General features: G+C 65.1%; 15 protein-coding genes. 4 read left to right on the top strand and 11 right to left on the bottom strand.

The window, feature by feature from the left end; translation table 11 throughout:
• Positions 1–69 precede the first annotated feature (69 nt).
• The 4 genes from rbfA (at position 70) to pnp (ending at position 4,111) form a co-directional block, all read left to right on the top strand.
• A complete protein-coding gene (rbfA, locus tag ACX17K_RS20410; protein ID WP_493776195.1) occupies positions 70–489 on the top strand; it encodes a 30S ribosome-binding factor RbfA in 420 nt (139 codons plus the stop codon).
• Entirely contained in the window at positions 486–1,409 is a 924-nt protein-coding gene (truB, locus tag ACX17K_RS20405) for a tRNA pseudouridine(55) synthase TruB (protein ID WP_493776194.1), read from the top strand. The genes rbfA and truB overlap by 4 nt, the downstream gene beginning before the upstream one ends.
• A 92-nt stretch (positions 1,410–1,501) precedes the next feature.
• Positions 1,502–1,771, top strand: coding sequence for a 30S ribosomal protein S15 (gene rpsO / locus ACX17K_RS20400; RefSeq protein WP_493776193.1), 270 nt, complete (start codon positions 1,502–1,504; stop codon positions 1,769–1,771).
• Positions 1,772–1,966: 195 nt separating this feature from the next.
• Entirely contained in the window at positions 1,967–4,111 is a 2,145-nt protein-coding gene (pnp, locus tag ACX17K_RS20395; protein ID WP_493776192.1) for a polyribonucleotide nucleotidyltransferase, read from the top strand.
• 95 nt (positions 4,112–4,206) lie between these two features.
• On the opposite strand, the gene ACX17K_RS20390 is transcribed toward pnp, so the two are convergent.
• The 11 genes from ACX17K_RS20390 to ACX17K_RS20340 all read right to left on the bottom strand — a co-directional run bounded on the left by ACX17K_RS20390 (position 4,207) and on the right by ACX17K_RS20340 (position 12,881).
• Positions 4,207–5,175: a hypothetical protein gene (locus tag ACX17K_RS20390; protein ID WP_493776191.1), complete on the bottom strand. Its 969-nt coding sequence runs from the start codon at positions 5,173–5,175 to the stop codon at positions 4,207–4,209.
• 30 nt (positions 5,176–5,205) lie between these two features.
• Positions 5,206–5,694 carry a SycD/LcrH family type III secretion system chaperone gene (locus ACX17K_RS20385; protein ID WP_021475284.1) on the bottom strand — a complete coding sequence of 163 codons (489 nt, stop codon included), beginning with the start codon at positions 5,692–5,694 and terminating at the stop codon, positions 5,206–5,208.
• Positions 5,691–6,317: a GNAT family N-acetyltransferase gene (locus ACX17K_RS20380; RefSeq protein ID WP_493776190.1), complete on the bottom strand. Its 627-nt coding sequence runs from the start codon at positions 6,315–6,317 to the stop codon at positions 5,691–5,693. The genes ACX17K_RS20385 and ACX17K_RS20380 overlap by 4 nt, the downstream gene beginning before the upstream one ends.
• Complete coding sequence (sseE, locus tag ACX17K_RS20375; protein ID WP_463090420.1) at positions 6,293–6,676, bottom strand: type III secretion system effector protein SseE; 384 nt, start codon at positions 6,674–6,676, stop codon at positions 6,293–6,295. The genes ACX17K_RS20380 and sseE overlap by 25 nt, the downstream gene beginning before the upstream one ends.
• 12 nt (positions 6,677–6,688) lie before the next feature.
• The gene (gene sseD, locus ACX17K_RS20370) at positions 6,689–7,270 is read right to left on the bottom strand and encodes a type III secretion system translocon protein SseD (RefSeq protein ID WP_493776189.1); all 582 of its coding nucleotides are present in this window, start codon (positions 7,268–7,270) and stop codon (positions 6,689–6,691) included.
• Positions 7,271–7,289: 19 nt separating this feature from the next.
• Positions 7,290–8,768, bottom strand: coding sequence for a type III secretion system translocon subunit SseC family protein (gene sctE / locus ACX17K_RS20365; protein ID WP_493776188.1), 1,479 nt, complete (start codon positions 8,766–8,768; stop codon positions 7,290–7,292).
• Positions 8,765–9,226: a SycD/LcrH family type III secretion system chaperone gene (locus ACX17K_RS20360; protein WP_115618599.1), complete on the bottom strand. Its 462-nt coding sequence runs from the start codon at positions 9,224–9,226 to the stop codon at positions 8,765–8,767. Before ACX17K_RS20360 ends, sctE begins: the two co-directional genes overlap by 4 nt.
• 19 nt (positions 9,227–9,245) lie before the next feature.
• Positions 9,246–10,043, bottom strand: a complete 798-nt coding sequence (locus ACX17K_RS20355; RefSeq protein WP_493776187.1) for a hypothetical protein — start codon at positions 10,041–10,043, stop codon at positions 9,246–9,248.
• A gap of 11 nt (positions 10,044–10,054) precedes the next feature.
• Complete coding sequence (gene sseB, locus ACX17K_RS20350) at positions 10,055–10,651, bottom strand: type III secretion system translocon protein SseB (protein ID WP_493776186.1); 597 nt, start codon at positions 10,649–10,651, stop codon at positions 10,055–10,057.
• Between the two features lie 22 nt (positions 10,652–10,673).
• Entirely contained in the window at positions 10,674–11,024 is a 351-nt protein-coding gene (locus ACX17K_RS20345) for a hypothetical protein (protein WP_493776185.1), read from the bottom strand.
• A 207-nt stretch (positions 11,025–11,231) separates the two neighbouring features.
• Complete coding sequence (locus ACX17K_RS20340; protein ID WP_493776184.1) at positions 11,232–12,881, bottom strand: hypothetical protein; 1,650 nt, start codon at positions 12,879–12,881, stop codon at positions 11,232–11,234.
• Positions 12,882–12,961 lie beyond the last annotated feature (80 nt).

Here is a 12,961-nt window from a genome sequence, read left to right as displayed (position 1 = left end):
GCGTGCGTTTCGGCGGGCCCCGTGGCTTGGCGGCCGTTTGGGCCGCGCCAGAACAGAATTGGAAGTGACATGGCCAAAGCCAAAAAAGGTTTTTCCCGCTCGGACCGCATCGCCGAGCAGATCCAGCGCGAGCTGGCCGAGCTGACCCGCAAGGGCCTGAAAGATCCGCGCGCCGGCTGGATCACCATCACCGCGGTGGAAGTGACCCGCGACTACTCGCACGCCAAGGTGTATTACACCGTGATGGTCGAGAGCACGCGCGAGGCCACCCAGGAAGCGCTGGACAGCTCCGCCGGCTATCTGCGCAACGAGCTGGGCCGCGCGATCAAGATGTTCAGCATGCCGCAGCTGCATTTCGTCTATGACGACTCGGTGGAGCGCGGCATGCATCTGACCAGCCTGATCAACCAAGTGGCGCGCGAAGACGCGGAGAAATTTGGCGAGCAGCTTGAAGGCGACGCCGGCGAGGACGAGGGTAAGGCCGAATGAGCAAGCCGCGCAGCAACCGCCGCCAGATCGATGGCGTGCTGCTGATCGACAAGCCTTACGATATCTCCAGCAATAACGCGCTGCAGAAGGCGCGCTGGCTGCTGAACGCCGCCAAGGCGGGCCACACCGGCGTGCTGGACCCATTGGCTACCGGCCTGCTGCCGGTATGCCTGGGAGAGGCCACCAAGTTTTCGTCTTATCTCTTGGATGCCGACAAGGGCTACCGCGCCACGGTGAAGTTCGGCGTGGTGACCACCACCGGCGACGTGGAGGGCGAGGTGGTGTCCGAGCGGCCGGTGAATTTCAGCCGCGAGCAGCTGGACGCCGCGCTGGAGCGCTTCCGCGGCGAGATCAGCCAGGTGCCGCCGATGTATTCGGCGCTGAAGCACCAGGGCAAGCCGCTGTACGAATACGCGCGCGCCGGCATCGAGGTGCCGCGCGAGGCGCGCCAAGTCACCATCCGCAAGCTGGACCTGCTGTCATTCGACGGCGTGTCGGCCGAGATCGAGGTGCTGTGTACCAAGGGCACCTATATCCGCACCCTGGGCTGCGACATCGGCGAGGCGCTGGGCTGCGGCGCGCATCTGACCGCGCTGCGCCGCACCGCCACTGGCGGCTTCGGCCTGGAGCAGTCGCATGCCTTGGCCGATCTGGAGCTGCTCGACATGCCGGCGCGCGAAGCCTTGTTGATGCCGGCCGACGTGCTGGTGATGCATTTCCCGCAGCTGGAACTGGCCGACGGCGAGATCGGCAAGTTTCTTCAGGGCCAGCCCGTGCGTTTTGAACAAAAGTGTGAGAAAATGCAGCGTTTCCGGGTTTACCAACAGTCTTCCCGGAAATTCGTGGGGCTGGGCGAGGCTCGCGGCGATGGCCGCCTGCATCCGATCCGGCTCCTGGCGAACCAGGCGGCGACGCCCTGATTCGCCGCTTACCGAAGTGTGGAATGGGTTGGGCTTTCCGGCTCGCCGCACTTGTCGGGTTTTCAAACCCCTATTGAAACGGAGTAATCCAAATGGCAATGACCGCCGCTCAAAAAGCAGAAATCGTAAAGGGCTTCCAACGCGCTGAAGGCGACACCGGTTCGTCCGAAGTTCAAGTTGCCCTGCTGACCGCACGCATCAACGATCTGACCCCGCACTTCAAGGCCAACACCAAAGACCACCACAGCCGTCGTGGTCTGCTGAAGCTGGTTAGCCGTCGTCGTCGTCTGCTGGACTACCTGAAGCGCACCGACGCTGAAGGCTACCGCGCGCTGATCACCCGTCTGGGCCTGCGCAAGTAATCGGTATACGGTTCTGAAAAAGTCGCAGCTCGCTGCGACTTTTTCACACCGACAGCTGTGCGAGTTCAACTGTCGTGACAACGGGGGGAGCCTCTACAAATTCCGATCATTCATCAGGTCAGAATTTTTAGGGGTTCCCGTTGTTTTATCCACTCGCGCATTTTCATCAGTGAACCAAAAGATAGGGAAACCCTCGTGTTCAACAAGATCACCAAATCGTTCCAGCTCGGCCGCCAGACCGTCACCCTGGAGACCGGTGAAATCGCCCGCCAGGCGTCCGGTTCCGTAGTTGTCTCCGTTGACGACACCGTCGTCATGGTCAGCGTCGTAGGCGGCAAGAACGTCAAGCCGGGCCAGGATTTCTTCCCGCTGACCGTCGACTACCTTGAGCGCACCTACGCCGCCGGCAAGATCCCGGGCGGCTTCTTCAAGCGCGAAGGCAAGCAGTCCGAGAAGGAAGTGCTGACCAGCCGCCTGATCGACCGTCCGATCCGCCCGCTGTTCCCGGAAGGCTTCTACCATGACGTGCAAATCGTTGCCACCGTGCTGTCGCTGAATCCGGAAGTGGATTCCGACATCCCGGCGATGATCGGCGCGTCCGCCGCTCTGGCCATCTCCGGCCTGCCGTTCGCCGGCCCGATCGGCGCTGCCCGCGTCGGCTACGCCAACGGCGAATACATCCTGAACCCGACCAAGACCGAACTGCAAACCTCGCAGATGGACCTGGTCGTCGCTGGCACCCAACGCGCCGTGCTGATGGTGGAATCGGAAGCCAAGGAACTGCCGGAAGCCGTGATGCTGGGCGCCGTGGTGTTCGGCCACGAGCAAATGCAAGCCGCCATCAAGGCCATCAACGAGCTGGCCGACGAAGTGAACCCGGTGATGTTCGACTGGGCCGCTCCGGTCGCCAACGAAGAGCTGATCGCCCAGATCCGCGGCATCGCCGGCGAGAAGCTGGCCGAAGCCTTCCGCCTGCGCCAGAAGCAAGCCCGCACCGTGGCCATCAACGAAGCTTGGGCCGCGGTCAAGGCCGACCTGATCAACGAAGAGACCGACACCCTGAAGGCCAACGAGATCAAGGGCATCTTCAAGGGTCTGGAAGCTGAAATCGTCCGCGGCCAAATCCTGTCCGGCGACGCCCGCATCGACGGCCGCGACACCCGCACCGTGCGCCCGATCAGCATCCGCAGCAACGTGCTGCCGCGCACCCACGGCTCCGCGCTGTTCACCCGCGGCGAAACCCAGGCGATGGTCGTGACCACGCTGGGCACCAAGCAGGACGAGCAGATCATCGACGCGCTGGCCGGCGAGTACACCGAGCGCTTCATGCTGCATTACAACTTCCCGCCGTACTCCACCGGCGAAGCCGGCCGCATGGGCCCGCCGAAGCGCCGCGAAATCGGCCACGGCCGCCTGGCCAAGCGCGCGCTGGTGGCGGTGCTGCCGCCGGAAGACGAATTCGGCTACTCGATGCGCGTCGTGTCGGAAATCACCGAATCCAACGGCTCCTCGTCGATGGCTTCCGTGTGCGGCGGCTGCCTGTCGCTGCTGTCCGCCGGCGTGCCGCTGAAGGCGCACGTGGCCGGCATCGCCATGGGCCTGATCCTGGAAGGCAACCGCTTCGCGGTGCTGACCGACATCCTGGGCGATGAAGATCACCTCGGCGACATGGACTTCAAGGTGGCCGGCACCGCAGGCGGCATCACCGCGCTGCAGATGGACATCAAGATCCAGGGCATCACCAAGGAAATCATGCAGGTCGCGCTGGAGCAGGCCAAGGAAGGCCGTCTGCACATCCTGGACCTGATGAAGGAAGCCGTGGACGGCCCGCAAGAGCTGTCCGCCCACGCTCCGCGCCTGTACGTGATGAAGATCAACCCGGAGAAGATCCGCGAAGTGATCGGCAAGGGCGGCGAAACCATCCGCTCCATCACCAAGGACACCGGCTGCGAGATCAACATCGAGGAAGACGGCACCATCACCATCGCTTCGGTCAGCAACGAGGGCGCGGAAGCGGCCAAGAAGCGCATCGAAGAGATCACCGTCGAAGTCGAAGTGGGCAAGGTGTATGAAGGCACCGTGGTCAAGATCCTCGACAACAACGTCGGCGCCATCGTCTCCATCCTGCCGGGCAAGGATGGTCTGGTGCACATTTCGCAGATCGCCAACGAGCGCATCAAGAATGTGTCCGACTACCTGAAGGAAGGCCAAGTGGTGAAGGTCAAGGCCATCGAAATGGACGACCGCGGCCGCATCCGCCTGTCCATCAAGGCCCTGCTGGAAGAAGAAGCGAAAACCGCCCAGGCGACCGCTGATTCCTTTGGCCTGAAGACCCAGTAATCCTTTTCCGCCCTTGATGGGCGGATCCGGAACGACAAACCCCCGCCTTGGCGGGGGTTTTGTTTTGTTGCCGGGGTGTTGGATGGTTTCAGATCTCAGGCCACCGCGTGCCGCGCCAGGTCGGCGCTTTGCTGGGCCAGCTTGTCTTCCAGCTGCTTGACGTAGAACTGCAGGATGCCGATTTGCTGGTTGTCCGCGCCTTGCTCGCGCAGCATGGCGTTCAGCGCCTGGTCGGCCTGGGTCTTGTGCTCGGCCAGAGCTTGCTCCGCCTCGCTCTTCTGGGCGGACAATGCTTGGTTTTGCTGCAGCAGCGGCGTGGCGACGGATATCTGGCCCTGTGCCTGGGCTTCGGCTTTCTCCTGCTTGCCTTTTTCCGCCGCGCGCAGCGCCGAGCCGGCGGCGACATGCTTGCCGATCTCGCCTAGAGTGGGGGTAACCAGGGTGCCTAGCACGGCGACGACCTGCTTGGCGGTGCCGGCGGTGGTGGCCGGGTCGAGATAGGCGGTGAGCAGGCCGCCGAGCAGGTGGGCGGAGCGTATGCCCAGCGAGGTATAGGTGCCGACTTTCATCGCCGTGTCGTCAGACGCCTTGCAGCGCTTGGCGATGGCGTAGACGGCGTTGCCTATGCTGTCGCCCTCCATCGGCAGGCCGCTGCCGCCGCCGGCCTTGCTGCGCCAGTCGTGCAGCGCGCAGCAGGCGTCGGCCAGCGCCATGGCGAAACCGACGCCGGCGAAGGCCAGCAGCGGCGCGCCGGCGCCGCCGGTTAGCACGGTGACGGCGATGGCCGCGCCCAGGCCCACTGCCGCGCCGACGAAGCCCAGCGCCTTGACGATGAAGTTGCGCTTGGCCAGGTCCACGCCACAGGACTTGGCCTTGTCGGCGGCCTCCTTGGCGCTTTTATCCAGTTGCGCCAGATCCGGCGCGTCTTTGATCTCGCCAGGGACGCGCGGCGCCGAAATGCCGATGTCGTCGCACTGGACGCCGACGCTGTTGACGCGGCTGGCTTGCTCGTTGGGTTGGACGCCTTGAATCGATGAGCCGGAGATGCGTACTGAAGCTTCCATGCGGTTTCCTTTCCTTGATTCTTTGTCGGGTCAGTGGTTCAGCTTGGCCAGCAGGTCTTCGGCGCGCAGGCGCAGCGCGTGATGGCCGGGCTTGTCCGCCTGGCCGTAGCACAGGGCGATGGCGGCATCCAGCGCGTCGCGCGCGCCCTCTATCTCATCCAGCCGCAGCAGGCATTCGCCGATATGAAAGACGGCGAAGGGGTCGTCAGCCTGCATCGAGGCGGCGTAGCTGAAGAATGCCAGAGCATGATGCAACTCGCCCTGCTGTTGCAGCGCACAGGCGAAGGCGAAGTGAAAGCGGCGGTCGCGCGGCTGTTGCAGCACCAGGAAGCCGAAGTCGGAAGTGGCGGCGTCAAGATCGCCGGCGTTCCAGGCGTCGTAGCCGCGCGCGTAGATGGCTTCCAGCGCGGCGGCGTCCAGGCCGCCCAGCGAGGCGAGGCTGCTGCGTCCTTCTATGATGTCGCGGCAATGGCGGGCCAGCGCGTCGTGTTGGGGAGCATGAGCGGCGGGGTGATTCATGCGGGAATTTCCTTGGAGTGGAGGCCCCAGCATGGCGCCGGGCCAGATTGGCCGCTTTGGCAAAGCGGCTGGGAATTTGGCAAATCGGCTGCGAGCAAGCCGTAGGCGCAGACGTCATGGCGGCCGTCCGCCAGCCGCAGCATCCCGCGCAGCGTGCCTTCGTGCTGAAAGCCCAGGCTGGCCAGCAGCCGGCGCGAACGCTGGTTGCCGGACAGCACCCAGGCCTGGACGCGGTGGATGGGTTCGCCCAGCCCGCCGGCGAACAGCCAGGGCAGCAGCGGGGACAGGCACCCCGCCATCAGGCCCCGTCCCCAGAGCGTCGGGCAGAGCGTGTAGCTCAGCGTCAGGTGGCCTGCCCGATGTTCCCAGTCCGTCAGGCGCAGCACGCCGGCCAGCCGCTCCTGGCCGGCATGGCGCAGCGCGTAGGCGCGCCCTTGGCTGGGCGGAAGCGAGCGCGCGGCGTCGAACCCGCTTCGCAGCGCGTCCTCGCCGCCGCCGTCCAGCCCGCAAGGACCGGCCACGCGTGGATCGCCGTAGAGCGCGCGATAGCGCGGGTAGTCCGCGGCGGCCAGCCGGTCCAGCCGCAGGCCGGCGCCGCTCAATGGCAGCGGTAGCGCAGCCATAGCTCGTCGTCCAGCCGCACCGGCTGGGCGCCTTCGGCCAGCATCAGCTCGGCCAGCCGTTGACGGGTCTGATTCAGCTTGGGGTCGCGCGGAGCGGACAGGATCATGGCGTCGACGTAGCGCAGCGCCGGCACCGCCCGCGTCAAGCGGCGCAGCAGCGCCATCAGCGCGAGCACCGCCTGGCCGTCCGCCGCGACTGCGGCGAAATCGCACAGGATCAGGCGTTCGTCTTCCTGGCGGTAGGTGAGCGCGTAGTTTCCGGTTTCTATGCGCTGCCCCAGCAGGAAATCGCTGTCCAGGAAGCGCTGCGGCGCCGGGTTCAGGCCTTCGGCCTGGAGAAAGCGGGTGACCTCGTCCATGCTCCGTCTTCCTTACGAGAACCGCACGCTGCTGGCGATGCGCTCATGCGCCTGGTTGAGGGTGCTCAGGATCTCGCGCAGGTCGGACGACACCTTGAGCGCCTTCTCCAGCGTTTCGTCGGAGCGCTTGAGCAGCTGCTCGGACAGGCCGTGCTGGTAGTCGGCCACCGCTTGCTGCTCCTGGGCTTCGCGCGCCTGGCCATTGCTGAAGTGCAAGCCGACGTTGCCCTGGATGATGCTGTCCGCGCCGCGGCCGATCTGGGAAAACGCCTCGCTGCCCTTGGCGCCCGCCACGCCGCCCAGAAACTGGGTGACGCCGCCGGCGATCTGGGCCCAGGCTTGGGCGTTTTTCGCCGAGAAGTCCTTTTCGATGGCGTCCATCCGGGTGTTGAACGAGGTTTTCTGCATCTGGAAGGCGTTGTTCTGCTGGGTCTGGTTGTACTGGCGCAGCAGGTCGCGCAGCTTGCCGAACAGCTGGCCCAGCTGGACCATCAGGTCGTTGAGCTGGCCGATGGCGTCGCCGCCCTGGTCGCCGGCCACATTGAGCACGGGCGCGCCGCCGCTTACGCCGCTGGAGGTGATGGGGGATGTCATGATGCTTCTCCTTGTTTGATCAGGCGATGTTGGCTGCGATGCTGCTGAGCACCGCGCCGGTCTTGAGCTGGCTTTCGGAGCCGCTGGCCAACGCCTTGCCGGCGCCGTCCATCAGCTGGCCGATGTCTTCGCGGGCGCGTTTCTTCAGCTTGTCGAACTCGTCGAGCATGAATTGCATGAAGTTGCCTTCGGCGATCAGCTGCTGGACGATCTTCTGCAGCTCGGCGCGCTCCTTGGCGATGGCGCCCTGGACGATGCCGTTGGAGCCCTGCACCCCGGCCACGACCACTGTCTTGACGACATTGGGCGCGCTCTTCAGGCAGGCGCTGACCGCCGCCTGCACGATTTCGCGCTGCACCTGCTTGACGATCTGCCGGGTCAGTTCCTGCGCCGTGGCTTCGGCGCCGGACTTGAGCGCCTTGGTGGCGACGGTTTCCACGGCCTTGGAGACCATGGTTTCGATCGCCTGCTTGCTGAAGGCTTGCAGCAACTGGCCCTGGCCGAAGAAGCGGGCGGCGGTTTCGCTGAGCTTCTTCGCCACTTCCGAGGCGGTTTTCTCGGCGACTTCCGTGGCGACCTGTTGTGCCACATTCTTGATCACTTCCTGGGCCACTTCCTTGCCGGCGGCGCCGGAAGCCTGCTTGATGGTGTTTTCCAGCAGCTCGCCGGCGCCTTTCTCCACCACGGTCTTGGTGGTGTTGGCTACCGTCTTGGCCGCCATCACGCCGCGTCCCACGCTGATGAAGTCCACGCACATGCCGGCGATCTCAAACGCCAGCTGCACCTTGCCGGCCACATCGCCCACTTCCTTGTAGCGCTCGGCGTTCTTGGGATCGATCAGCGCCAGGGTGGAGCACATGGCCTTGACCAGGCCGGCGCAGCCGGCCGCCAGGTCCATCGCGCCGCCGGCCACGCTGTTGGCGGCGCCGGTCAGGCAGCCCACGGCGATCTTGAGGACGCCGCTGACGACTTCGGCGATCGCGACGATCCAGTCGACGATGGCGGAGAAAATGCCGGCCTTCTGCGCCTTCTGCGAGTCTTCTATCGCCTTGTCCACCTGTTTGCGCAGGTCTTCGTTCTGGCGCAGGCGCAGGTTTTCCGCGCCCTGGGTGCGGATTTCCAGCGCCAGGGATTTCAGGTCGGCGCTGTCGCCCAGGGCTTTGACGCCCAGCAGCGAGGCGGCCAGGCTCATCGCCTCCATCGGCGTGCGTTCCAGCTGCGCCAGGGTGATGGGCTTGCCGTTCTCGCGCGGGCCGAACACCGCCAGAATGCGGTTGAGCGCGCCTTCGGCCATGCGCAGCGTCGCCGTTTCGCGCGGCGGGGGCGGGGAGTGGAAATCGCGGTTGGCGTTGGCCTCCCGGCCGCGGGCATTGGGGGCTGACAGCGGGTCCAGCGCGCCGGCGCCTACGCGCTGGCTGGGCGCGGCGCCGTCGGTTTCGTCCGGACGGCGCAGCTCGCCGAGCGGGACGGCGGAAAAGGTTTCGGTGATGGAGTTCATGCGTGTTCCTCCTTGGGGCATGAGGCGGCTTGTTGCTGTATTTCAGCCTTGAGTTCGGCGTATTCGGGTCTGGCCGCGCACCACTTGAGCGCCGCCGCGAACGCCTTGGCCGCCTGCGGCCGATTGCCGATCAGCTGGTGGCTGAGGCCGGCCAGATAGGCGGAGCGCGGGTCGTCCAGGCGCAGCAGGCCGGCCTGGCCGAAGCAGAAGATCGCTTCGGTGTGCTCGCCCAGCCGCTGGCAGCACAGGCCAAGCGACAGCCAGTAATCGAACTGCCAGTGGCTGAGGCGGGCCAGCATCAGGTAGAAGCGTTTGGCCCCGGCGTAGTCGCCGGCGTCGAAAAGCTGGCAGGCGTAGGCGTAGACGCGGTCCAGGTCGGCGGGGTCCAGGTTCACCAGCGCCTGCAGCGTGCCGCCTTGGGCGAAGAAGTCGCGCACCGTGTCCAGATCGTCTTGCATCGGCGTGTCCTCCATGGCGTTAACGGATGTTCTGCGAGATGGATTTGTTCATCTCGGCCAGCAGCGACTGCATGCTGTTGATCAGGCTGACGCAGACGTTGTAGGACTGCATGGTTTTCTGGATCTGCAGCTGGGCCTGGGTGACGAAGTCGGAACAGCGGCCGGAGTCGGCTTCCAATGCGCCCTTGATCACGCTGAGCTGGCCCTTGTCCAATCCTCCGGACGCGGCCGCCAGGGTATCGGCGATGTGCTGCATGTGGTCCCGGCTGATGTTCTGGTAGCTGCGCTGGCCGACTTCCGGCAGCCCCCAGATGTAGTCGGAGCACTTTTTGCCGTCGACCTTGATGCCCTGCTGGTCCATATAGCTGACCACATCCTGCCAACTGTCCGACCGCATCCCTTCCGGGCCGGCCTGCGCGATGCGTTCGCGCAGCTTGTCCAGAAAGGCGGCGGCGGGGTTGCTCGCTTTCAGGTAGTCGTCGATGGACTTGCCTTCCACCGCGATGTGATGGTCCTTCAGGTACTGGATCACCTCGGGCGGCAGCGGCGACTTGTCATCGGCCTTGGCCAGCCGGGAGATGATGGCGTCCACCTGGTTGGCGGCCTGCTGCGAGTCGCGGGCGCGGTCGGCCTTGGCGCTCATCTGGTCGTAGCGGCCTTGGGCCAGGTCGGAAAACAGCGTCATGAACTTGTAGAGCACCGAGATGCCCTGGGACATGATGGAGTCGCCCTGGCCGGCCTTGTTGTCGACGTAGTTCTCGTAGTCGGCCGACGCGGCGACCGGAACGCCGCCGGCAAAGCTGGTTGCGATAGCCATGATGCGTTTCCTTAGCGGATGTTCTGGGCGATGGACTTGTTCATTTCCGCCAGCAGCGACTGCATGCTGTTGATCAGGCTGACGCAGACGTTGTACGACTGCATGGTCTTCTGGATCTGCAGCTGTGCCTGGGTGACGAAGTCGGAGCAGCGGCCGGAGTCGGCGTCCAGCGCGCCCTTGATCACGTCCAGCTGGCCCTTGTCCAGGCCCTTGCCGTCTTCGTGGCCGATGCTTTTCAGATAGGCCATGATGTCGCTGGTGGAGTTAGTGCCGTCGTTCTGCACGGTGATGCTGATGTGGTGGTCTTTCAGGTACTGGATGACTTCGGGCGGCAGATCGCCCTTGTCGTCGGCCTTGGCCAGCTTGGAGATGATGGCGTCCACCTGGTTGGCGGCCTGCTGCGAATTGCGCGCGCGGTCGGCCTTGGCGCTCATCTGGTCGTATTTGCCCTGGGCCAGGTCGGAAAACAGGGTCATGAATTTGTAGAGCACCGAAATGCCCTGGGACATGATGGAGTCGCCCTGGCCGGCCTTGTTGTCGACGTAGTTTTCGTAGTCGGTGGAGCTGGCGACGGGGTTGCTGGTGGCGAAGTTGGTGGCGAAAGACATGGCGTTATCCTCTTTAGACGGTTCAGATGAAAGTGCGGCCAAGCTGCGGGCCGGTCTTGCGCGGAGCGGCCGGCTTGCCCGGCGCCCCTTCTCCTGCGCGCTTGAGCGACTCCTCAAGCGATTTGAAATTGCCTTGCAAGCTTTCCACGCATTGCGACAGCTTCTGATTCAGCGGCGCGAGCTCGCCTTGCATGGCGCGGCCCAGGCGGTCCAGGCGCTGGCGGGCCTGGGCGTCCTGCGGCGCGCGGCGCTGCAGGGCGGCGATTTCCTCCTGCAGCGCCTGGAAGGTGCGCAGTTGCTCGCCCAGTCCTTGCTGGCGGTTTTGCAGGTCCTGCATCAGGCTCTGCAGCGGATGGGTCGACTGCTGGTTCATGCGGGCTCCTTTTCTGGAACGGGTGATGTTGGAATCGATGCTAGGCCTGGCCGCGGCGGCCGACTTTCGAAAAAAGGCCGCGTCTTTCGGTTTCCAGGCGTTTGGTCGGCGGCGGGGTTTCCGTCGCGCCGGCCGGCCTGGCGGCAACGGGAGCCGCGGAAAAAAATGGCACGCCGGGGCGTGCCATGAATGCGGGGCAGAGAGGGGTCAGACGTGCTGGCCGATCTGGCCGAGCTCCAGGCGGGTGGTCTGGATCTGCGGGGTTTCCCGCAATTCCGGATGCTCGCTCCGCAGGGCTTCCAGCGTGCTCTTGTGCGCCTCGGACAGGTCGGCCACATGGCCGGCGATGCCGGCGCCGGCATGCTGGCCGACCAGGTTGGCCAGGCGGTCGTACAGCGCGTCATGCTGCAGATTGGTGTGCGTCGGCGCGGTCAGCTCCGCGGTCGCGTAGCCGGGCAGGTCCTGCAGTTTTCCCTGCTTTTGCAACGCCTCGCCATAGGCGCTGGCGGTGCCGGAGGACGGGTTGTACTCGTCGTCGTCGTTGGCCACCGACATGCCGATCGGGATGGTTTCGGCGAAGGTGTGGTAGGCGCCGAAATTCATGAAGGCGGCGACGCCCAGCGTGGCCGGCTCCACGATGTCGGGCCGGTTGTAGATGCCTTCGTCGCTCAAGGTGTGCAGGGCGAGCAGGGTGTCGCAGGTACCGCCGGATTGCGCGCCGGCGGACGGCAGGCCGCGCAGATTGGACTCGGTGGCGAAGGTGCCGTAGGGCTGCCAGCGGTTGACGCCGGTGCCGTGCGGAAACTCATGCTGCTTGAGCAGTTCCTGGAAGCCGCCCTTGTCGCCGAATCGCAGTTTGGCGTAGGCCTCGGGCAGCTTCTCGACTTCCGCCCGCGACATGGTGAAGGGCCGGGTAGGCAGTTTGCCCGGGGCCGACTCGATAGGCGCGCCCTGGCGCGGCACGCCGTTGATGTTGGCGTAGCGCTGCCCCTCGGCCGGTTTGTGACCCAGAAGCTCATCCAGAGCCGGCTGGTTTTTCGCGTCATGGGCGGTGACCGCCACCCGGCCGAAGCCCAGGCCGTGATCGCCGGCGGACGAGTAATCCACTTGATAATCCACTTGCAGCGGCCGCTCGCTGCGCATGCGGCTGACCGCGTCGTCGAAGCGCTCGGTGCGGGTGCGGCTCTTGAATTCGTCGAAACGGGCGACGCAATCGCGCGACTGCGAGCCGCCCAGCGGCGCCAGCATGTCGCGCAGGGCCGCGCCGTTTTTCTCTCCGTGGGTCTTGTCGTTCAGCAGCTGCCAGACGGTGGTGCCGAAGGAGCTGGCGGCCTTGATCTTGGTCAGCAGGTCGTTGCCGCCTTTCTGGTCGGCGTATTTCAGCTCGCCGCCTTGCTCGCGCATCAGCGGGCTGGATAGCTGGGTGTGGAGCCAGGCTTCGCCGCTGCCATCGGGGGTTGTCTTTCTGCCGATTTGGTCGGAGGCGGGCGAGGTCAGCGGGCTGACCAGGGTGGAGCGGAACACGTCCCGCAGCGCCATCGGTTTGCCGTTGAATACCACCGCGTCGGGTTTGTTGCAGGCTTTGTCGCCATCGGCGAACAAGGGTGTCAGCACCGACGCCAGTTTGGCGCCGTAGTCGTCGAACACGCGGCCGACTTGGCCCGGGTCGTCCAGGATCATCATGCTGACGCCGGCTTCGAACAGCCGGCTGTTGCTGACCGCCGCTTCCTGGGCCGGATCCAGCGATACGCCTTTTTCCGAGGAGACGACCTTGTCCGGGCCGCCTGCGGTTTCGGCGCGGATTTCGCTGAGCTGGGCCCCGGTGGTGCAGGCTTTCAAGTTGACGCTGTTGACCATGTGGTTTCCTTTGAAAATACAGGGGGATGGCGGATGGTTGCGGCGGATTCTCCGCCGCAACCATTGAGAGGTCTTTCCGA

The organism is Chromobacterium sp. INPA-IVC (genome assembly GCF_059047085.1).
This window is presented reverse-complemented; position numbering and strand designations above follow the sequence as displayed.

Excerpts from the sequence above, each read along its gene's own strand:
- ACX17K_RS20390 (WP_493776191.1), bottom strand. The coding sequence starts at position 5,175 with ATGGAAGCTTCAGTACGCATCTCCGGCTCATCGATTCAAGGCGTCCAA.
- truB (WP_493776194.1), top strand. The coding sequence starts at position 486 with ATGAGCAAGCCGCGCAGCAACCGCCGCCAGATCGATGGCGTGCTGCTG.
- sseE (WP_463090420.1), bottom strand. The coding sequence starts at position 6,676 with ATGGACGAGGTCACCCGCTTTCTCCAGGCCGAAGGCCTGAACCCGGCG.
- sseD (WP_493776189.1), bottom strand. The coding sequence starts at position 7,270 with ATGACATCCCCCATCACCTCCAGCGGCGTAAGCGGCGGCGCGCCCGTG.
- rpsO (WP_493776193.1), top strand. The coding sequence starts at position 1,502 with ATGGCAATGACCGCCGCTCAAAAAGCAGAAATCGTAAAGGGCTTCCAA.
- ACX17K_RS20380 (WP_493776190.1), bottom strand. The coding sequence starts at position 6,317 with ATGGCTGCGCTACCGCTGCCATTGAGCGGCGCCGGCCTGCGGCTGGAC.
- sctE (WP_493776188.1), bottom strand. The coding sequence starts at position 8,768 with ATGAACTCCATCACCGAAACCTTTTCCGCCGTCCCGCTCGGCGAGCTG.
- ACX17K_RS20340 (WP_493776184.1), bottom strand. The coding sequence starts at position 12,881 with ATGGTCAACAGCGTCAACTTGAAAGCCTGCACCACCGGGGCCCAGCTC.
- sseB (WP_493776186.1), bottom strand. The coding sequence starts at position 10,651 with ATGTCTTTCGCCACCAACTTCGCCACCAGCAACCCCGTCGCCAGCTCC.
- ACX17K_RS20360 (WP_115618599.1), bottom strand. The coding sequence starts at position 9,226 with ATGCAAGACGATCTGGACACGGTGCGCGACTTCTTCGCCCAAGGCGGC.
- ACX17K_RS20355 (WP_493776187.1), bottom strand. The coding sequence starts at position 10,043 with ATGGCTATCGCAACCAGCTTTGCCGGCGGCGTTCCGGTCGCCGCGTCG.
- rbfA (WP_493776195.1), top strand. The coding sequence starts at position 70 with ATGGCCAAAGCCAAAAAAGGTTTTTCCCGCTCGGACCGCATCGCCGAG.
- ACX17K_RS20345 (WP_493776185.1), bottom strand. The coding sequence starts at position 11,024 with ATGAACCAGCAGTCGACCCATCCGCTGCAGAGCCTGATGCAGGACCTG.
- ACX17K_RS20385 (WP_021475284.1), bottom strand. The coding sequence starts at position 5,694 with ATGAATCACCCCGCCGCTCATGCTCCCCAACACGACGCGCTGGCCCGC.